Source organism: Bradyrhizobium sp. SZCCHNRI1029 (genome assembly GCF_032487555.1).
Lineage (GTDB): Bacteria > Pseudomonadota > Alphaproteobacteria > Rhizobiales > Xanthobacteraceae > Bradyrhizobium.
Genome location: NZ_JAUEUK010000006.1, coordinates 244,769 through 263,031, shown reverse-complemented (window position 1 = coordinate 263,031; position 18,263 = coordinate 244,769). Strand labels below are relative to the sequence as shown.

The 18,263-nt window shown below is 63.6% G+C and carries 22 protein-coding genes; 16 read left to right on the top strand and 6 right to left on the bottom strand.

Annotated elements, in window-relative coordinates; all coding sequences use genetic code 11:
• The first annotated feature begins 27 nt into the window (after positions 1 to 27).
• Genes QW861_RS19015 through QW861_RS18970 form a run of 10 tightly spaced genes read left to right on the top strand, consistent with a single transcriptional unit; the run spans position 28 to position 7,790 of the window.
• Positions 28 to 1,401 carry a heterodisulfide reductase-related iron-sulfur binding cluster gene (locus QW861_RS19015; RefSeq protein ID WP_315752121.1) on the top strand — a complete coding sequence of 458 codons (1,374 nt, stop codon included), beginning with the start codon at positions 28 to 30 and terminating at the stop codon, positions 1,399 to 1,401.
• Positions 1,398 to 2,450, top strand: coding sequence for an FAD-dependent oxidoreductase (locus QW861_RS19010; RefSeq protein WP_315752120.1), 1,053 nt, complete (start codon positions 1,398 to 1,400; stop codon positions 2,448 to 2,450). The genes QW861_RS19015 and QW861_RS19010 overlap by 4 nt, the downstream gene beginning before the upstream one ends.
• Positions 2,447 to 3,322 (top strand): hypothetical protein, encoded by an 876-nt coding sequence (locus tag QW861_RS19005; RefSeq protein WP_316193394.1) that lies wholly within the window; start codon positions 2,447 to 2,449, stop codon positions 3,320 to 3,322. The genes QW861_RS19010 and QW861_RS19005 overlap by 4 nt, the downstream gene beginning before the upstream one ends.
• 10 nt (positions 3,323 to 3,332) lie before the next feature.
• Complete coding sequence (locus QW861_RS19000) at positions 3,333 to 4,079, top strand: 4Fe-4S dicluster domain-containing protein (RefSeq protein ID WP_315752118.1); 747 nt, start codon at positions 3,333 to 3,335, stop codon at positions 4,077 to 4,079.
• On the top strand, positions 4,079 to 5,002 hold the full coding sequence (locus QW861_RS18995; protein ID WP_315752117.1) for a CoB--CoM heterodisulfide reductase iron-sulfur subunit B family protein: 924 nt from the start codon (positions 4,079 to 4,081) through the stop codon (positions 5,000 to 5,002). The genes QW861_RS19000 and QW861_RS18995 overlap by 1 nt, the downstream gene beginning before the upstream one ends.
• 38 nt (positions 5,003 to 5,040) lie before the next feature.
• Complete coding sequence (locus QW861_RS18990) at positions 5,041 to 5,475, top strand: hypothetical protein (protein WP_315752116.1); 435 nt, start codon at positions 5,041 to 5,043, stop codon at positions 5,473 to 5,475.
• Between the two features lie 15 nt (positions 5,476 to 5,490).
• On the top strand, positions 5,491 to 5,931 hold the full coding sequence (locus QW861_RS18985; protein ID WP_315752115.1) for a glycine cleavage system protein H: 441 nt from the start codon (positions 5,491 to 5,493) through the stop codon (positions 5,929 to 5,931).
• A 15-nt stretch (positions 5,932 to 5,946) separates the two neighbouring features.
• Positions 5,947 to 6,984: a YeiH family protein gene (locus QW861_RS18980; RefSeq protein ID WP_315752114.1), complete on the top strand. Its 1,038-nt coding sequence runs from the start codon at positions 5,947 to 5,949 to the stop codon at positions 6,982 to 6,984.
• Positions 6,985 to 7,026: 42 nt separating this feature from the next.
• A complete protein-coding gene (gene dsrE2 / locus QW861_RS18975; RefSeq protein ID WP_315715461.1) occupies positions 7,027 to 7,521 on the top strand; it encodes a sulfur carrier protein DsrE2 in 495 nt (164 codons plus the stop codon).
• A 41-nt stretch (positions 7,522 to 7,562) separates the two neighbouring features.
• Positions 7,563 to 7,790: a sulfurtransferase TusA family protein gene (locus QW861_RS18970; protein ID WP_315715462.1), complete on the top strand. Its 228-nt coding sequence runs from the start codon at positions 7,563 to 7,565 to the stop codon at positions 7,788 to 7,790.
• 150 nt (positions 7,791 to 7,940) lie between these two features.
• Here the strand turns inward: QW861_RS18970 and QW861_RS18965 are convergent, their stop codons facing one another.
• Genes QW861_RS18965 through QW861_RS18940 form a run of 6 tightly spaced genes read right to left on the bottom strand, consistent with a single transcriptional unit; the run spans position 7,941 to position 13,557 of the window.
• The gene (locus tag QW861_RS18965) at positions 7,941 to 9,206 is read right to left on the bottom strand and encodes a (Fe-S)-binding protein (protein WP_315752112.1); all 1,266 of its coding nucleotides are present in this window, start codon (positions 9,204 to 9,206) and stop codon (positions 7,941 to 7,943) included.
• A gap of 4 nt (positions 9,207 to 9,210) precedes the next feature.
• Positions 9,211 to 10,938 (bottom strand): nickel-dependent hydrogenase large subunit, encoded by a 1,728-nt coding sequence (locus QW861_RS18960; protein ID WP_315752111.1) that lies wholly within the window; start codon positions 10,936 to 10,938, stop codon positions 9,211 to 9,213.
• Positions 10,935 to 11,594: a hypothetical protein gene (locus QW861_RS18955; protein ID WP_315752110.1), complete on the bottom strand. Its 660-nt coding sequence runs from the start codon at positions 11,592 to 11,594 to the stop codon at positions 10,935 to 10,937. The genes QW861_RS18960 and QW861_RS18955 overlap by 4 nt, the downstream gene beginning before the upstream one ends.
• On the bottom strand, positions 11,591 to 12,655 hold the full coding sequence (locus tag QW861_RS18950) for a hydrogenase small subunit (protein WP_315752109.1): 1,065 nt from the start codon (positions 12,653 to 12,655) through the stop codon (positions 11,591 to 11,593). Before QW861_RS18950 ends, QW861_RS18955 begins: the two co-directional genes overlap by 4 nt.
• Positions 12,648 to 13,067, bottom strand: coding sequence for a hydrogenase expression/formation C-terminal domain-containing protein (locus tag QW861_RS18945; protein ID WP_315752108.1), 420 nt, complete (start codon positions 13,065 to 13,067; stop codon positions 12,648 to 12,650). The genes QW861_RS18950 and QW861_RS18945 overlap by 8 nt, the downstream gene beginning before the upstream one ends.
• Entirely contained in the window at positions 13,057 to 13,557 is a 501-nt protein-coding gene (locus QW861_RS18940; protein WP_315752107.1) for a HyaD/HybD family hydrogenase maturation endopeptidase, read from the bottom strand. Before QW861_RS18940 ends, QW861_RS18945 begins: the two co-directional genes overlap by 11 nt.
• A gap of 131 nt (positions 13,558 to 13,688) precedes the next feature.
• Here QW861_RS18940 and QW861_RS18935 point away from each other — a divergent pair, with 131 nt between their 5' ends.
• From QW861_RS18935 to QW861_RS18910, 6 genes are all read left to right on the top strand, one after another.
• Positions 13,689 to 13,934 carry a HypC/HybG/HupF family hydrogenase formation chaperone gene (locus QW861_RS18935; RefSeq protein WP_315752106.1) on the top strand — a complete coding sequence of 82 codons (246 nt, stop codon included), beginning with the start codon at positions 13,689 to 13,691 and terminating at the stop codon, positions 13,932 to 13,934.
• 227 nt (positions 13,935 to 14,161) lie between these two features.
• Complete coding sequence (locus QW861_RS18930) at positions 14,162 to 14,656, top strand: MarR family winged helix-turn-helix transcriptional regulator (RefSeq protein WP_315752105.1); 495 nt, start codon at positions 14,162 to 14,164, stop codon at positions 14,654 to 14,656.
• Between the two features lie 61 nt (positions 14,657 to 14,717).
• Positions 14,718 to 16,391, top strand: a complete 1,674-nt coding sequence (locus QW861_RS18925) for an FAD-dependent oxidoreductase (RefSeq protein ID WP_316172789.1) — start codon at positions 14,718 to 14,720, stop codon at positions 16,389 to 16,391.
• 198 nt (positions 16,392 to 16,589) lie between these two features.
• Positions 16,590 to 17,120 carry a DUF4142 domain-containing protein gene (locus QW861_RS18920; RefSeq protein WP_409998660.1) on the top strand — a complete coding sequence of 177 codons (531 nt, stop codon included), beginning with the start codon at positions 16,590 to 16,592 and terminating at the stop codon, positions 17,118 to 17,120.
• Between the two features lie 288 nt (positions 17,121 to 17,408).
• Positions 17,409 to 17,681 carry a hypothetical protein gene (locus tag QW861_RS18915; RefSeq protein ID WP_315715796.1) on the top strand — a complete coding sequence of 91 codons (273 nt, stop codon included), beginning with the start codon at positions 17,409 to 17,411 and terminating at the stop codon, positions 17,679 to 17,681.
• 40 nt (positions 17,682 to 17,721) lie between these two features.
• Entirely contained in the window at positions 17,722 to 18,213 is a 492-nt protein-coding gene (locus tag QW861_RS18910; protein ID WP_315752103.1) for a GNAT family N-acetyltransferase, read from the top strand.
• The last annotated feature ends 50 nt before the right edge of the window (positions 18,214 to 18,263 follow it).

Sequence of the window (18,263 nt, the reverse complement as noted above, 5' to 3'; positions counted from 1 at the left end):
TCGCTGCGGTGGACGACGGAGGAAACGATGGACGAAAAGCGCAGTGACAGTCAGTCGGCTTACGCCGGCTTTGGCGCGGAGTGGCGCCCTTCCAATCTGACGCCGGGCGAGGCGCAGACAGCGACGGCCTGGGTGGAAACCCGGATCGACCGTCGCTCGATGCTGACCAACAAGGAGCGTGTCCACGACATCCGCGACGCGATGTGGGAGTTGGAGAAGGACGGCGAAATCGTCGTCCATCGGATCGACGAGCGCCACGAGCCGGTGGTGGCGCGCACGCTGTACGGCTGGGACAAGCGCATTCCCACCACCAACCTCTGGCAGCACAAGTCCTGCGGACAGTGCGGCAATATCCCCGGCTATCCGTCGAGCGTGATGTGGCTGATGAACCAGCTCGGCGTGCGCTATCTCGACGAGACCGATCAAACCTCTTGCACCGCCTGGAATTATCACGGCTCCGGGGTCGGCAATGTCGTCAGTCTGGCCGCCGTCTTCCTGCGCAACTTCCACCAGGCATACATGTCGGCCAAGGCGCAGGGGCTGCCGGTCGGAACCTACTTCCCGCTGGTCCACTGTGGCACGTCGTTCGGCAATTACAAGGAGATGCGCATCTTCTTGATGCATTCGGCTGAACTGCGCGAGCAGGTGAAGAAGATTCTCGGCAAGCTGGGCCGCCTGGTCGACGGCAAGCTGCTGATCCCCGAGGAGATCGTGCACTATTCCGAATGGCTGCACGTCATGCGTCACCGCATCCGGGAGCGGCAGGTCATAGACGTGAGCAGCCTTCGCGCCACCGTTCATCCGGCTTGTCACGTCTACAAGATGGTTCCGGAAGACGTGATCTATGACGACACCGTCATGGATGGCAATCGCGTCGCGGTATCGACCGGCCTGATGCAGGCGCTGGGTGCACAGGTGATCGACTACTCCACTTGGTACGACTGCTGCGGCTTCGGTTTTCGTCATATCATTGGCGAGCGTGAGTTCACCCGCTCCTTCGCCATCGACCGCAAGATCAGGGTCGCGGTCGAGGAGGCGCGGGCGGACGTCATGATCGGCCACGATACGGGTTGCATCACCACGCTCGACAAGAACCAGTGGATCGGCAAAGCCGTCGACAAGGTCTACGCGCTGCCAGTCATGGCCGATTGCCAGTTCGCGGCGCTCGCCCTCGGTGCGCATCCATACAAGCTCGCGCAGCTTCATTGGCACGCCTCGCCGTTCGAGGGGATGCTCGAGAAGCTCGGCATCGACTGGCAGAAAGCCAAAGCCGAATTCGAGGCCTACCTCGATGAAGTGAAGGCCGGCCGCATCGAGACGCTCTACGACCCCAAACGCGCGATTACGTCGGGCCCAGGCTATGTCAAGCCGACGGCGACCTTGTCAGGAGCCGCATCATGACCTGTCCCGTTCTCATCGTTGGCGGTGGGCCGTCGGGGCTTTCCGCCGCACATGCGCTGGCCGCGGCCGGCCAGCGCGTCGTTCTCGTCGAGAAGGCGGAGCAGCTCGGCGGCGCGCCGATCCAGTCGGGCTATGCCAAGCTGGTGCCGTCCGGCGAATGGGCCAAGGACGCCATCGGTGGCATGGTGCGCCGGGTCGAAACCGACAGCCGTATCGAGATCCGAAGGCGCGTCACGGTGAAGGCCTTCTCGGGCAGCCCAGGCGACTTTCGCGTGACGCTGTCGGATGGCACGGTGCTGGAGGCGGGGGCGGCGATCCTGTGCACCGGCTTCACGCATTTCGATTCCGTCAACAAGCCGGAATGGGGTTTCGGTACCTACCCTGATGTGGTCACGACGACCCAGGTCGAGCAGATGCTCTCCTCCGGCAGGGGCGTGCGCCGTCCGTCCGACGGACGCGAGCCGGAGCGGGTCGCGATCCTGCTATGCGTCGGCTCGCGCGACCGCCAGATCGGTCGCGAGTGGTGCTCGAAGATCTGCTGCACGGTCTCCGCCAACATTGCCATGGAGATCCGCGAGGCGGTGCCACGGTGCAACGTGTATATCTACTACATGGATATCCGCACCTTCGGCCTCTACGAAGATCTCTACTACTGGGAAAGCCAGGAGAAGCATCGGGTCAAATACATCAAGGCGCGGATCGCCGAAGTGACATCGGACGGCAGGCGGCTGATCGTGAAGGGCGAGGACACGCTGGTGAAGCGGCCGATCTCGATTCCGTTCGACATGGTGGTGCACGCCATCGGCATGGATCCCAATGTTGACAACATGACGTTGTCGGCGGTGTTCGACGTCAAACTGCAGAAGCACGGCCATATCCAGAAGGCATCGGTCTATTCCAACACATCGGCGACCTCGCGGCCCGGCGTCTTCGTCGCCGGCGCGGCGACCGGGCCCGAGACCATCGACGATTCCATCGCACAGGGCCAGTCGGCAGCGATGGCCGCGCTGACCCTGGTCCGCGGCGCCATGATGGAAGCGGCCGAGTGATGTGGCCGATCACCAGCCATAGAGGCAAGGCGGTGGCCGAGCCGACGCGGCCGGTGCTTGATCTGTCCGGCCCCAGGCTGCGGCGGGCGTTCGAGAACCTCGTGGAATCCGCCGACGACGCCGGTGGCGTCGAGCGTTATGTCGGAGCGCTCGCGCTCAAGGCCTCGCTGTTCGAGGAGGTGCTGGGCAAGGGGCGGGTCAGCGAGCTGACGGAGGCCGAATTCTGCGACCTCGCCACGTTCATCACGCCGGTGCGCCGGCGTGTGGGTGCGTGGCTCGGCCGCAACGGATTCGCGGCGATGCGCAGCAGGCTCGAGGTCCTGCTGTGCGGATGGTCCGATCTCGGCACCACCGACCAGCGCGTCGCCGCGTTCGTCACGAGCTTTCCAGCCGATCGCAAGCACCGCTGGTCGCGCGATCTTGCCGCCGAGCTCCTTCATTTCACCGCGCCCGACCGCTATCCGCTGATGACGCGCTGGATGTGGGACGCCAGGGTCAATACCGGCGTGTTGCGCGAGATATGGTACGACGAGGATGCCGAGGCCGGTACGATCGCCGTCGGCGACGGCCTCGCCACTTTCACGATGCTACGCGAGGAGCTCGAAGGATTCCTGCAGGCGAACGGTGTCTTCCGCGATCTGGCCTTCTACGTCGATCTGCTCTGCGCCCACACCTATGCAAACTATATCAACGACAAGGGCGGCCAGTTCCTGCACGCGGACTTCTGCGGCGGCTTCAAAGCAGACGCGATGGCGCATACTCGGCGTCTCCTGGGACTCGATGCGGTCGATACCGAGTCGGGGCGCACCCGCCTGAAGCTGATCGATGGCAGGGCCTATGTGCTCGGGCAGCCTCGCCTGCTGAGCGAATGAGGGAACATCCATGCCGATTCACGAAAAATCGCTGATCCGGCCCGAGAATCTCGTCACGCATGAGCACCTGGAAATCGATGGCGTCGATGTCTCCGGGCACTGGAGCACGTTCATCACCTCGCGCGCCATCACCGACTACAACGAGCAGATGCAGGAGGAGATCGCGGCGCTCCCGGGGGGCGAGTTCATCCACCGCTGCTGGCAATGCGGCTCATGCACCAACGCCTGCACGATCAACGCCGTGAATCCCGACTTCAACCCGCGCTATTGGATCTACCTGATCCGCATGGGCTTCGAAAGCGAGCTGCTGCGTGACAAGGACATCATCTGGCAGTGCGTCTCCTGCAACAAGTGCACCTATGCCTGTCCGCGCGACGTCAGTCCCGAAGGCGTGATGAAGGCCACGGCACATTGGCTGGAGCTGAAGGGCTATACGGAGAAGAAGCCGTCCACCGCGTTCGATGAGGTCTTCTCCGAGCAGGTCTTCGCCACCGGCAAGATCGAGGAAGGCCGCGTGTTGCGCCGGTTCTTCGCGCGGACCGGGCAGTCCCTGTCGCAGGGCTGGCTTGTCGAACTGATACGCAGTCTCGCCAGCCGATTGCCGGTCGGCCTCCTGGTGAAGTTGGGACTTGCCAGCGTGATCCGTCCCCGCACGCGCGGATGGCGGGGCGCCAGCCTCGCGATCGACGAGTATGTCCGTGAGTGCGAAGCAGCTGCCCGCAAGGCGCTTCGGCTGGACGTTCAGGGAGCTGAGTGATGAGCGACAAACACAAGCAGGTCGCCTACTATCCGGGCTGCGCGCTCGAAGGCACCGGGCACGCCTACAACCGCTCGACCAAGGAGGTCGGCAAGGCACTCGGCCTCGACCTGGTCGAGCTCAAGAACTGGAACTGCTGCGGGGCCATGGAGGTCAAGAACATCGATCCCAAGCTGCAGACCTATCTGTCGGCCCGCAACCTCTCGATCGCCGATGCGATGGGGTTCGATACCGTGATGGCGCCGTGCAATGGCTGCTATCACAATCTCAAGAAGGCCGAATACGACCTCGCCAAGGATCCCGCGTCGCGCGAGGTGACGGACCGACTGTCGCGCAAGGCCGGCCACGCAACCTACGAAGCGGGCAAGGTCACGACCATTCACGCGCTCGACTGGATCAAGGAATCGGTCGGCGAACAAGGCCTCAAGGCACGCGTGAAGAACTCGCTCAAGGGCCTGAAGGTCGCCAACTACTACGGCTGCATGTACACGCGGCCGCGTCACATCTTTCCGGAAAAGGACAAGGGGCCCGGCTCGGAATCGACCTCCAAGCCCCATTTCATGGACGACCTGCTGGCCGCGGCGGGGGCCGAAAATGTCGAGTACCCCCTCAAGACGGCATGCTGTGGCGGCGCTCACACGCTGTCCGACAGTGACACCTCGACCAAGCTCGTTCTCAACCTGCTCACGACGGCCGAGGCCTGCGGCGCGGACGTGATCGCCACCGAATGCCCGACCTGCCACACCGGGCTCGAAATGCATCAGGTGCGCGCCGAAAAGGTCTTCGGCCGCAAGACGAGCGTCAAGATCCTGTACTTCACCCAGCTCCTCGGCATGGCGCTCGGGCTGTCGGCGCGCAGGGTCGGCGTGCAGGAGAACTTCTCGGATTCGACCGGTCTGTTGCGTGCGCGGGGGCTCGGCTGATGGCGGATATCGGTATCACGAGCCTCGACAACGTCGCGATGCGGCTCGACGGCATGTTGGCCGCGTCCGATGCCGCACTCTCGGCGGCCGCCGCGCCGCTTGCCGAGGAGTTGCTGCAGCTCGGCGAAACGATTCTCGAAACATGGCTCGCTGCGCACGGCGAGATCGCGACCGATCGCAAGGTCGAGACGTTTCGCCTGTTGGCGCTGCATCGGCAGGGTGCGCGCGGCGATGCAAGCTTCAACGCATGCCGCGAAACATGCCGCGAGCTCGTCTATCATTATAATCTGGTGCGCCTCGAGCCAGGCCACGCGGAGGTCGCCCGGCGGCTGCGGCTGGGCACCATGGTCGCGCGGCACCTTATGCTGTTCATCGGAGGCAAGCTGGAGGTGGCCGGGCTCGGCGACTTCTGCTGCGCGTCCCGGCCGCTACGTCAACTCGATGCATCGATGCAGACCAACGAAACTGTTTGAGACAAGGAGAAGACGATGCCCATCGTCCGCGGCTGCAACCTTCCCGACGACCTCCTCTACGACGTCGAAAACAACATCTGGTATCGCGAGAACGCCGACGGCACCGTGACGCTCGGGATGACCGCCGTGGCAGCGGCCATGGCCGGTCAGCTTGTCGCCTTCACACCAAAGAAGGCCGGCCGGTTGGTCGATGCGGGCAAGTCCTGCGCCACGATCGAATCCGGCAAGTGGGTCGGCCCGGCAAAGGTCGCCTTCAATGCGGAAATCGTCGAGGTCAACGATGCAATGAGCGCAGCGCCCAAGCTCGCCAATACGGACCCATATGGCGAGGGATGGATGGTCAAGGTGCGCCCGAAGGACTGGGCTGCTGCCAAGGCCGGCCTCGTGCCGGGCACGGCGGCCGCCGCCCCTTACGAAGCGAAGATGGCTGCCGAGAATTTCGCTGGCTGCGCGTAAGGAAGTGGATAGGCCGTGACTGAGACCGTCGCAATCAGGACATCGATGATAAGTCGCGGCCTCGCGGCCTTCATGTCGCTGCCGACCTATTTCCCGGGTGTCCTGGCCAGTCTGATCATCGCGATCGCTGCAACCTTCCTGTCCGAGCACTATGGCGGGCCGGTCATGCTGTTCGCCTTGCTGCTTGGGATGGCCTTCTATTTCCTGTCGCAGGAGGGGCGCTGTGTTGCCGGCATCGAACTCGCCTCGAAGCACATCCTGCGCGTCGCCGTCGGCCTGCTCGGGGCGCAGATCACGATTGCCGAGATCATGAAGCTCGGTCCGACGCCCGTGATCACGGTCGTCGGCGCGGTGATCCTGACCATCCTGTTCGGCGCGCTGGCCTCCCGTGCCATGGGTTTGAGCCGGCGGTTCGGAATCCTCACCTCCGGGGCTGTGGCGATTTGCGGAGCGTCGGCGGCGCTCGCGATCTCGTCGGTGTTGCCCAAGGGGGAGCAGCACGAACGCGACACGGTCTTTACCGTGATCGGCGTGACCGCGCTCAGCACGATCGCGATGATCGTCTATCCGCTGGTGATCGCAGGATTCCATCTCGATCACGCTGCAGTCGGCATGTTTCTTGGCGGCACCATTCACGACGTTGCGCAAGTGGTTGGCGCCGGCTTCAGCGTGTCGGAGGAGACCGGAAACGTCGCGACCTTCACCAAGCTGCTCCGGGTTGCCATGCTGCTGCCTGTCGTGGTGATGCTGTCCTACGTGTTCCGCGCCCATCACGTCGGTAAGGCCGGGCGACAATTGCCGGGGTTCCTGGTGGTGTTCGCCGTTCTGGTGATGCTCAACAGCGCCGGCGTCATTCCCGCATTCCTGCTTGCCCTCATCAAGGACATTTCAAGGTGGTGCCTGGTGACGGCGATCGCAGCGCTCGGGATGAAGACGTCGCTCAAGGCGATGGCCGATGTCGGCGGCCGGGCGATCGCGCTGATCGTCGCCGAGACGTTGTTCCTCGCGGTCCTCGTGCTGATAGTCGTGCGTTGGAAAGCAGGAATCCAATGATGCGCGCGGTTGCGCCTGCGAGAGATCGAACGGAGAGATGCAATGGCCGATGATAACAATACCAAGCGCATGTCGATGATTGTCACCAAGGGCACGCTGGATTGGGCCTATCCGCCCTTTATCCTGGCCACGACAGCGGCGGCCATGGGCCTCGAAGTGACCATGTTCTTCACCTTCTACGGCTTGACGCTGCTCAAGAAGAATCTCGACCTGAAGATTTCGACGCTCGGCAATCCGGCCATGGAGATGCCGATGTTTGGAATGCACATCGGCATGCCGAATCTCGTATCGGCCATCCCCGGCGTCGACGCGGCGGCGACGACAATGATGAAGAACCTGATCAAGAAAAAGGGGGTCGCATCGATAGAGGAGTTGCGCACGATGGCCATCGAAGCCGAAGTCAAGATGATCGCCTGCCAGATGACCATGGATCTATTCGAGTACACCAAGGACGACATGATCGAGGGGCCGGTGCTCGGCGGCGCTGCGACCTACATCGAGACGGCGACCAAGAGCGACATCAACCTGTTCATTTGAATGTATCACGAAGCCAGCACCAGAAATTACGGAGAGACAGGATGGCTGACCAGGTTCTCGATGCCAAGGGACTGAACTGCCCGCTGCCGATCTTGCGCGCGAAGAAGGCACTCAAGGACGTGCCGATCGGTGGCACGCTTCAAGTGCTCGCCACCGATCCCGGCGCCGTGAAGGACTTCGAGGCGTTTTGTCGCACGACCGGAAATGATCTCTTGGAATCCAAGTCGGAAGGCAAGCAGTTCGAGTTCCTGATCAGGCGAACGTCCTGACGCTACGCAATCTCTGACAGGTTGGAGTGCCTTTCGGTTTGACCGAGAGCGGATCCGCAACCAACGGAGGCGACCGGTGCAGTCTGCACGCTCCGCCGCCGGCGTTTCGCCGCCGTTTGCCCACGCTGCAAGGCGTACGACTGTGAACCGTCACCCTTGCGTCTTCGCTGGGGCATCCTCGATCAGGTGGTCCGCAATGATCTCCACCAGGCTCGCGAGCCCGCCTTCCCATTTCCAGTGGGCCTTGCTCTCGTCCATGGTCAGCCGGCAGTTCGAGCATGCCGAGACCATGGTCTTTGCACCGGTCTTCTCCACCTGATCCATTTTGATCTTGAATACCTTGTGGCGAAGATCGGCAGCGCGCGCGATCGCCTGCACGCCGCCCCCGCCACCGCAGCACCAGTTGAGATTTCCGGTCGGGGTCATCTCGCGGAAGTCCTTCGCGAAATCCTGCAGGAGGAATCGCGCATCTTCGGTCGCGCCGCCACGACGGGAGATCTGACAGGGATCGTGATAGGTGATCGACTCCTCGATCGGCTTCAGCCTCAGTCTGCCGTCCCGCTTGAGTTGCGCCATGAATTCCGAAATGTGCACGACTGCGAAGGGCAGGGGGCGGCCGAGCATATTGGCGCCCGACCAGCGCAGCGCACCGAACGCGTGGCCGCACTCCGGAATCACCACCGTCTTGGCTCCCACCGCCTCGGCGGCCTCGGTGATCCGCTGAACCATGATCCTGGCGACGTCCGCCTTGCCGGCCAGATAGCCAAAATTCGTGGCTTCATAGCCCTTCGTGCTCAGCGTCCAGTCGACGCCCGCGTGGTTGAGCAGCTTGGCCATGGCCACCACGGAATCGGGGTATTTCATCGTCTCGACGGACGAGAGCGTCAGCAGAATGTCGGCCGTGTCCTTGTCGAGCGCGATGGGCACGTCGTGCTCATCTTCGAGCCATTCGATACGATCGCGCAGCTTTTCGGCCGTCACGCCCAGCGGGCTTCCATGATCGCGCGAATTGTCGGCGGCCTGCAGAAGGTCCTTCGGTCCAAGTCCCGCCTTGACGAAGGCCTGCCGCGCGCCGCCCACGATGGAAGCGATGTCGATCCCCATCGGACAGATCGTGGTGCAGCGACCGCACATGGTGCAGGTATCGAACAGCAGTTCCTCCCATTCCCTGAGGTCCTCTTCCGTGACGCGGGGGGCGAAGAGCGAGAGCGGGAATTTCTGCCGGCGATACGCCTTGGCAATCGGAAACAGCTTGTAGGCGGGCGTGTGCCGCGGATCTCCGGAGGCCTGATAGAAGTGGCAGGCTTCGGCACAGTTCCCGCAATGGACGCAAGCCTCGAGATAGCTGACCAGATGTCCCTCGGTTCGCGCCAGGAACGTCCTGCTGGCTGCTTCGACGTCGATTTCGCCGCCCATCGCCTTACCTCACCCGCAATTGTATCAGCTCTTCGCCTTCCGGATCGATCACATGCACCGCGCACGCAATGCACGGATCGAAGCTGTGTATCGTGCGCTGGATCTCGAGCGGCTGCCGAGGATCGTGGAGTGTGTGGCGATCCATCAATGCCGCTTCGTAAGGTCCGGGCTGGCCCTTGGAATCACGCGGTCCCGCGTTCCAGGTCGAGGGCACCACGGCCTGATAATTATCGATGCGCTTGTTCTTGATCACCACCCAATGCGCCAGCGCCCCACGCGGCGCTTCCATGAAGCCGACACCCTTGGCTTCGGTGGGCCAAGTTGAGGGATCCCACTTGTTCGAATTGTGAACGTTCAGATCACCCGCGCGGATGTTGGAAAGAAGACGGTCGTACCAAGTCGACATCTGGTCGACGACGATCTTGCTTTCCAGGGCGCGCGCCGCAGTGCGTCCCATGGTCGAGAACATCGCCGTCAGGGGCAGTTCGAGCTTGCCCAGCGCGTAACCGGCCAGTTCGCGCGTCGGCTCGTGACCTTTGGCATGGAGCATCAGCACGCGCGCGAGCGGGCCGACCTCCATGACATGGCCCTTCCAGCGAGGCGCCTTCAGCCAGGAATAGCTCGCACCGACATCGAGCTGCTCGAAGGGAGGCTTGGGACCGGTGTAATGCAGATTGGTCTCGCCCTCGTAAGGATGCAGGCCTTTGTCCTTGCCGGTTGCATAGCCGTACCAGGAATGGGAGACGAACTCCTGGATTTCCTCCGAATTGTTCATGTCGACGGGATGGATCGTGGTCAGGTCGCGATTGAGGATGGCGCCCGCCGGGATCAGCCAACTGGCCGGGTCGTCCATGCCCTTTTCGGGGAAGTCACCGTAGGTCAGGAAGTTGCCCACGCCTTCGCCGCGCGCGAACCAGTCCTTGTAGAAGGACGCGATGGCCAGCGTGTCCGGCAGATAGACCTGCTCGACAAAATCCTTCATTCGGCCGATCACGGTCTTCACCGTCTGCAGACCGTCGATGCCGATGGCGGTGCCGCCGGTGTTCAGGCTGATCGCCGACGGGGCGCCGCCGACCAGGAAATTCGGATGCGGATTCTTGCCGCCGAAGACGGTGTGGAGCTGCACCACCTCGCGCTGCCAGGCGAGCGCTTCCAAATAGTGCGCGACCGCCATCAGGTTTGCTTCGGCCGGCAGCTTGAATCCGGGATGTCCCCAGAATCCACCTGCAAAGATGCCGAGCTGGCCGCCTTCGACGAAGGCTTTCAGTCTCTTCTGCGTGTCTGCGAAATAGCCCGGGCTCGACTTCGGAAAGCTCGAGATCGATTGCGCCAATTGCGACGTCGCCGCGGGATCGGCCTTCAACGCCGACACCACGTCGACCCAGTCGAGCGCGTGCAGATGATAGAAGTGCATGACATGGTCGTGCACATATTGTGCGGCAATCATCAGGTTGCGGATGAGTTGCGCGTTCGGCGGAATGGCGTATCCCAGCGCATTCTCCACGGCACGGACGCTGGCGATGCCGTGGACCAGCGTGCACACGCCGCATATGCGCTGCGCGAAAGCCCAGGCCTCGCGCGGATCGCGTCCTTTGAGGATCAGTTCGATGCCGCGCACCATCGTGCCGGAACTGTACGCGCCGGTGATGGCGCCCTGGGGATCTGTTTCCGCCTCGATCCGCAGGTGCCCTTCGATGCGCGTGATGGGATCGACCACGATGCGCTGGTTCATATCTCAACTCCCCGGCGGCTGTAGAAGATCCCGGTCTCGCTTCTGGTCAGGAAGACGAGGAAGGCATGCATGAGCTTTCCGAACGGGAACCAGATCAGGAACAGGCACACGGTCAGGATGTGCACGGACAAGAGCGTTTCATACGGCGCCCATAGGTGGCTCACCGTGATCAGCCCTGTCACGACCGGAAGGAACGTCACCAGCCAGCTGACGTAGTCGTCAAGCGTCGAAAGCAGTCTTAAGACCGGATTCGTCATCCGCCGCGCCAGCGCAGCCAGCAGCGACGCCAGCGTGAGCACCGACGCGGCCGAAATCACGCCGGTGGGCAAATTCGGCCATGAAAAGCCGAACAATCCGCGCAGGAATAGAATGTGCTGCGCCAGTCCGAACACGACGATGGCAAGGCCGACGTGAAAGACATAGCCGTTCACCGTGCTGAACAGCGACGCGCGCAGATGGGTGTTCGCGGGCCATAGGTGACGTACGAAGCCCCGGAACGCGCCAACCACGGCATGCGGTGCACCGGCTCGCTTCGCCGATCTGTCGTTGGTCCAGGGCAGGAGCAACAGTGACGCGAGCCGCCACACCACGCCGCCCACGAATATCGCGATTGCAATCTCGATCGCGGGCCCGCGCACGAAATCCAGCAGGCTCATGGCTGGGTCTCCCTCTCCGCTCGTTGTTTGCGTCGGCGCGCCAGCCGTGCGCTGGCAATCCCGACCGCCGCGCCCGCAGCTGCGGCGCCGCCGATGATCTCCGGATCATTCAACGTGTTTGAGGAAAGCGGCTGGTAGAAGCTGCCGCGATCCCAGAAATTCGGTTCGGAACACCCCAGACAGCCGTGCCCGGACTGGATCGGGAAGGAGACGCCACCATTCCATTTCACGGTCGCGCACGCATTGTAAGTCACGGGCCCCTTGCAACCGACTTCATAGAGGCACCAGCCCTTGCGTGCTCCCTCATCGTCGAACTGCTTGGCGAACTGCCCCTTGTCGTAGAACGGTCGGCGATAGCAGCGGTCATGAATCGTATCGCCGAAAAACGCTTTCGGCCTGCCCTTGTCGTCGAGCTCGGGAAGCTTGTTGAAAGTCACGAAATACGCAACCGTGCCAGCGATGGCTTCCGGAATGGGCGGGCAACCGGAGACATTGATCACCGGTTTGTCGGTGATGATGTCGCTGACAGGAACTGCGCCGGTGGGGTTGGGATTTGCGTGCGGAATGCCGCCAAAGGCCGCGCAGGTCCCGACGGAGATCACCGCGGCTGCCTCTGCCGCCGTCTCCTTCAGCACCTCGAGGTTGGTCTTGCCGGCGTTGGTGGAGTAGACCCCGCCATCTCTCGTCGAAACGGAGCCGTCGACCACGACGACATATTTGCCCTTGTTCTCCTTCATGGCAGCGAGGCGGGCCGCTTCCGCGGCAGCACCCGACACCGCCATCAGCGTTTCGTGATAGTCGAGCGAGATGAGATTGAAGATCATGTCCTCGATGGTCGGACCGAAAGAACGTGTCAGCGATTCCGTACAGCCCGTGCATTCCTGAAACGAGAGCCAGATCACGGATTGGCGCCGCGTATTCGCCAACGCCTCCGCCATGCCCTTCGCGGCCATCGGGGGCAACGCCAGCAGGCTGGCAAGATAGGTGGTATATTTCAGCAGGGCGCGGCGGGAGACGCCCCGGTGCGTCAAGAGCTCGCCGATCGTCTGGGTTTCATGCATCTTCGGCATCCTCTGAAGAGACGCGGTCGATCAGATCTTCAGACAGCTTGTTGCTGGCCGCAGCGATGTCGGCCGCATGGCTTGTCAGGATCTCCGGCGACGCCGTGATTTCGATGCGTTCGGCGGCGAGCTTGTCCCCGGCGCCCAAATGGCGAACCCACCACACGCCGGCATAGCGCGTTTCCCAGATTTCGCTGATGCCAGCTGCGGTCAAAACGGCCTCCAGGTCACCATGGCCCAACCGCTCTTCCAATTCGCTGCGGTCCGCAACCGTGAGAGGCAGGCTGCACAGATCGATCGCCGCGCAAGCGCCGGTTTTGGCAAGCACATCGAGGTGATGGGCGATCTCACGGAGCAGGCTGTCGATCATCCCGGTGCGGAACCCCGCTGCGGCATCCGCTTCAACTGTCATGGTGCCACCTGCTGAGGAGCGCTTTGATCTGCTGACATGCGGTGGGAATGGCCGCGCCAACCGCGGGCGTCAGCGACAGGCCCCATTGCGTGGATTCAGGTTGAACTGCGATGAGCGCCCGACGCGCCGGCTCGCAGCCGGTCAGCCGCGCCGCCGACATCAGGTCGGCAAGCGCGACCTCATGAGCCGTCCGCTTCTTTCCCGTCAGCTGCCGGTCCATCTCCGGACCTTGAAAGATCCTTACGGTGCCGGGCTTCGCGCCCAGTTCCACGGCGTCGACGGCGATGAGCGAGCCGAAATCTTCGATCTCCGAAAACAGGGACAGCCCGAGCGTCCCGCCATCCCGCAGAGCAACACGATGCGGTATCTCGCCCGCACATTCCAGTGCATCGAGGGCCCGAACGACCTGCACGCCAATGCCGTCATCGCTCAGCAGGATATTGCCGATTCCGAGCACCAGCGTGGTGGTCGCCGCGACATGCGTCCGCATAGGAGAACTCCTGCGAGATCAGGCGCCTCATATTCTATGCAGCGAATATGATGCTCTTATCTTGATCCACGTCAAATCGAGTTCATCGATCGGGCTATGATCTAGCACCCAAGTAATTGCGTGGAACCGACATGTGCCTTGGCATCCCGATGCGGGTCGTGGAGTGTGACGGAGTCATGGCGCGATGCGAGGCCAAAGGCATCGAGCGCATGGTGAGTCTGTTTTTGCTTCAGCATGAAACGATCGATCCCGGCGATCACGTCGTGGTTCATGTTGGTTACGCCATCCGGAAGATGTCAGAAGCCGAAGCGTCGAGTGCATGGGATCTCTTCGACGAACTGCTTGCGGCGGAAGACGCAATGCGCGGCAATGCATGAACGCGCCGTCGCGGAGGCCTGCGTCAGCCGGATGAACGTGAGGGGGGCGCGCCGTCAGCGACCGAAGTCGCGAGGCGCTGGTGGGTGCGATCCCCGGCATCGGCTTCGGGCTGGCCTCCGGCAAGCGGCTGGCGCGCTGGTCAGGTAATGACGAAGCATCGATCCGATGTCACCTTGCGCCTGCTACCCTGGCGCAGCGTAGCCGGATTCGACGAGGTGTTTTCCACATGACAGCGCGATCTCCACGCGAGGCGCCGCTTGCGCGACGAACCGGAACGGCATGGCGGCACGCCAATGTCGGCCGGCTGCTCAACAATGCGGTGCGCAGGTTCGAATCCCGGGTCCTCCAATTGATGGCCGAGGGCGGTCATGGCGGGACGCGGATCGCCCATGTCAGCCTCACCCGCAATCTCGACGTCGAGGGCACCCGGCTGACCGAGCTCGCGCGGCGGGCCTCGATGAGCAAGCAGGCGATGGGCGAGCTGGTCGATCAATGCGTCGAGCTGGGTCTGGTGTCGCGCGAGGCCGATCCGAGCGACCGTCGCGCCCGACTGGTCCGCTTCACGCCGGCCGGACTGAAATGGCTGGAGGCGTTCGGCGATGCCGTCGATGTGGCCGAAGCCGAGATGCGCAAGGAGATCGGCAAGGCCGTGATGGACGCGATCCTGCAAGGACTGTCGGCCTATGGCGCCCGCTTCGATACGCTCGACGATGTCAGATAGTCAGGTTACTTGACTATTGTGCCGGGCGCGGTAGCATTCCTCCGTTGCGAGGAGAATCGCCGTGATCGAACGTCTGAGCGCCTCGGTGCTGATCGTGGGCGGCGGTCCGTGCGGGCTGATGCTGGCCAACGAGCTTGGTCGCCGCGGCGTGTCCGCAATCCTGGTCGACGAGAAGCCGGGAACGGCCTTCAACCCGCAGGCCAACGCGACGCAGGCGCGGACGATGGAGCATTTCCGCCGGCTCGGCTTCGCCGACGAGGTCCGGCGCGCCGGTCTGCCCGCGGACTACCCGACCGACGTCGCCTATTTCACGCGCTACACGGCGCATGAGCTGACACGTTTTCAATTGCCGTCCGCAGCACGCGCGACGGAACTGGTGAAGGGTCTGTCCGGCTCGTGGAGCGCAGCAGAGCTGCCGCACCGGGTGTCGCAGAAATTCGTCGAGGCGATCCTGCGTAGGCACGCGGCGCAGCTTGCGGGCATTCAGTTGCGCTACGGACATCGGTTGATCGGCTACGTCGCGGATGACGGCGGCATTGCCGCCGACGTCGAGCGTGTCAGCGACGGCGCGCGCTGCGAGGTCGCGGCCGATTTCCTGATCGGCGCCGACGGTCCGCGCTCCCCGGTGCGACAATCGCTCGGGATCTCCTACGGCGGAACGACGGGAATACGGCGCGATTTCATGGGCGGCCGCATGCTCGCGGTCTATCTCCGCTCGCCGGAGTTCTACGCCAGTGTCCCGCATGCGCGGGCCTGGATGTATGTCTGCTTCAATCGAGACCGCCGCGCCTTCATGGCCGCAGTGAACGGACGCGACGAGTTTGCCTTCCACACCCAGCTGCGGCCCGGCGAGGACGAAAGCGCGATCACTGCCGATGATGCAAGGGCAGCGTTCCAGCGCGCCTGCGGTGCGCCCATTCCCTGCGAGGTGCTTTCGCACCTCACCTGGACTGCGGGTCATGCGCTGGTCGCCGAGCGCCTGCAGCGCGGCCGGGTCTTCCTTGGCGGCGATGCGGCGCATCTGTTCACGCCGACCGGCGGACTCGGCTACAACACTGCGATCGAGGACGCGGTCAATCTGGGCTGGAAGCTCGCGAGCGTCGTCAAGGGAACGAGCCCCGTCTCGCTGCTCGACAGCTATGAGGCCGAGCGCCGTCCGGTGGCGCTGCGCAACACCGACTACGCGCGCGGCTTTGCGGATTCGCTCGGCCTGTTTGCCGCGGCGCCCGAGATCGAGGACGCGACCGCGGCCGGCGACGAGGCACGGCGCATCGCCAGCGCCTATCTCGATCAGCATGCGCGCGCCGAGTTCAACATCCCCGGCGTCACCTTCGGCGGCCGCTATGATGGCTCACCGATCATCGTCCCCGATGGCACCCGGCCGCCGCCGGATGCGGCCAACGCCTACGTGCCGAGCGCCTGTCCCGGCGGCCGCGCGCCGCACGCCTGGCTGGAGCAAGGTATCTCGCTGTACGACCGCTTCGGCTTCGAATGGACGCTGCTGCGGTGTGAGGGCAGCGGCCTCGATGAGGATCAACTCCGTGAGGCCATGGGGCCGCTGCGTGCCGACGTCGAGATCGTCACCTTGCCGCGGGCCCTGCGCGATCTCTACGAGGCCGACCTCGCGTTGATCCGTCCCGATCAGATCGTGGCGTGGCGCGGGAGCGCGGCGGAGGCCGGCCTGCTTCGACGCGTGCTGGCTCGGGCGCTCGGAGGGGATGCAGGTCCTCACTGAGCGCTGCCTGGCGCGGGTCCGATACCGAGAAGTCATCGACGTCGTGCTGCAGGGGCGGTTGTGCCGCAGCATTTGGAACCCGTCGCGTAGTTGCGCGCGGAAGCATTCTGCAGGGCCGCCACGCGGGGCTTAGGAACGATCGTCGGGCGAGGCTCTTGCCGTCGGAACGATCAGGAGCCAACCCCTCGGAGATCAACGATGAGCAGGATGATCCACAACCATCAGACGAAAGCGATCCGAATTGCCATGGCCGCCTCTGCCGTGACCGTGTTGGTGGCCGGCGGCGCGGTCGCCGCTCCGAAAGGTCAGCCGCCCGCCAAGGATCAGCATTTCATGACCGAGGCGATCGAGGGCGACATGTCCGAGGTGAACATGGGCAAGCTGGCGCAGCAGAAGGGGCAGAGCGATCAGGTCAAGCAGTTCGGGCAGGCCTTGCAGCAGGACCATAGCGAGCATCTGCAGAAGGCGCAGCAGCTTGCGAGCCAGAACGGGATGAAGGTGCCGTCCGAGCCGAGCAAGAAGCAGAAGGCCATCTACAGCCGGTTGGAAGGCATGTCCGGCGGTCGGTTCGACCAGGCGTTCGCGCAGGCGATGGTTCGCGATCACCAGGAGGATATCAAGAAGTATCAGAAGCAGGCCGCGGCAAACTCACCGCTGTCGGACTTCGCCCAGCAGACCGTGCCGGTGCTGCAGAAGCACCTCGACATGGCGAAATCATTGGCGAAATGACATGGGCCAGAGCGACCACGATGCCTCAGCCTCGTCCAGGCGTCGTGATCGCCAATGATCGCGCCATCTGAAGAACAAGTTTGCCGGCCACGAGGCCAATGCAACACTGGCTGAGACGCTGGCGAAGCAGCCTCGCAAGATGGCCGAGCCGGGACCGGCGGAAAATCGCACGTCGGCACTGCGTGTTCGGCATCGGAGTGCCGTCTGCCCGAGCATTGCCCGACCTTCGTCCGACTGCTAGCGTTCTCCCATGAGGCACGGGCAAGCGATAAGACGATGACCGACGTGATGACCGAATCGGAAAAGGCGCAGCAGATCGTGGCTGCGCTGAGGGCGGCGGAGGCGAGCCCCCCGGAAGCGGCACTGCAGACGTTGAACGGCCTGATGGGCCTCGTCCGCAGCCCGAGCGCGGAGCAGCCGCTCGAGGTGGAGGAGGCGCGCTCGGCGGCCTTCATGTCGATCTGCGAGGTCGGCAAGGCACTGCATCGCGGGCAGCCGACGGAGGCGCTGTGGCCGACGGCGCTGTCGGCCAGCGAGCGCTGGCTGGCGCTTGCCAAGTGAGCAAGGGCGAGTGAGGAAGAACCAGACCGGTGCGGGCCGCATGAGTTGGCGTGCCATGGCGCCAAGCGATCTTGCTGATGTCGATGGGATCGCAGCCCGCGTGCACCCGGACTATCCCGAGGACAGGAGTGTTTTCGCGGAGCGCCTGCGTCTCCACCCTGATGGATGCCGCGTGCTGCGTGGGACCGGCGCCGGCATCGCCGGCTATGTGCTCAGCCATCCCTGGCATCTCGGCCGGCCGCCGGCCTTGAACCGGCTGATCGGAAGCATTCCGTCGGCTGCATCGACCTACTACATCCACGATCTCGCTTTGCTGCCCGGGGTTCGCGGCCGCGGCTCGGCGACCGTGATCGTCGAGGAACTGATCCGACACGCGCGTGCGCTCGGCCTGGAGTCGCTGTCGCTGATCGCCGTCAACGGCTCGACGCCATTCTGGGAGAGGCAAGGATTTGCGGTCGACAAGGCAGCCGCCGCGGATCCGACCGGCAGCTATGGCAGCGACGCGAACCTGATGATCCTGCGGCTCGCCTGAATTGCGCGCGCTTCTTTCGCGGCGGGGGTACAATGCGTAGCGGCCCGGCG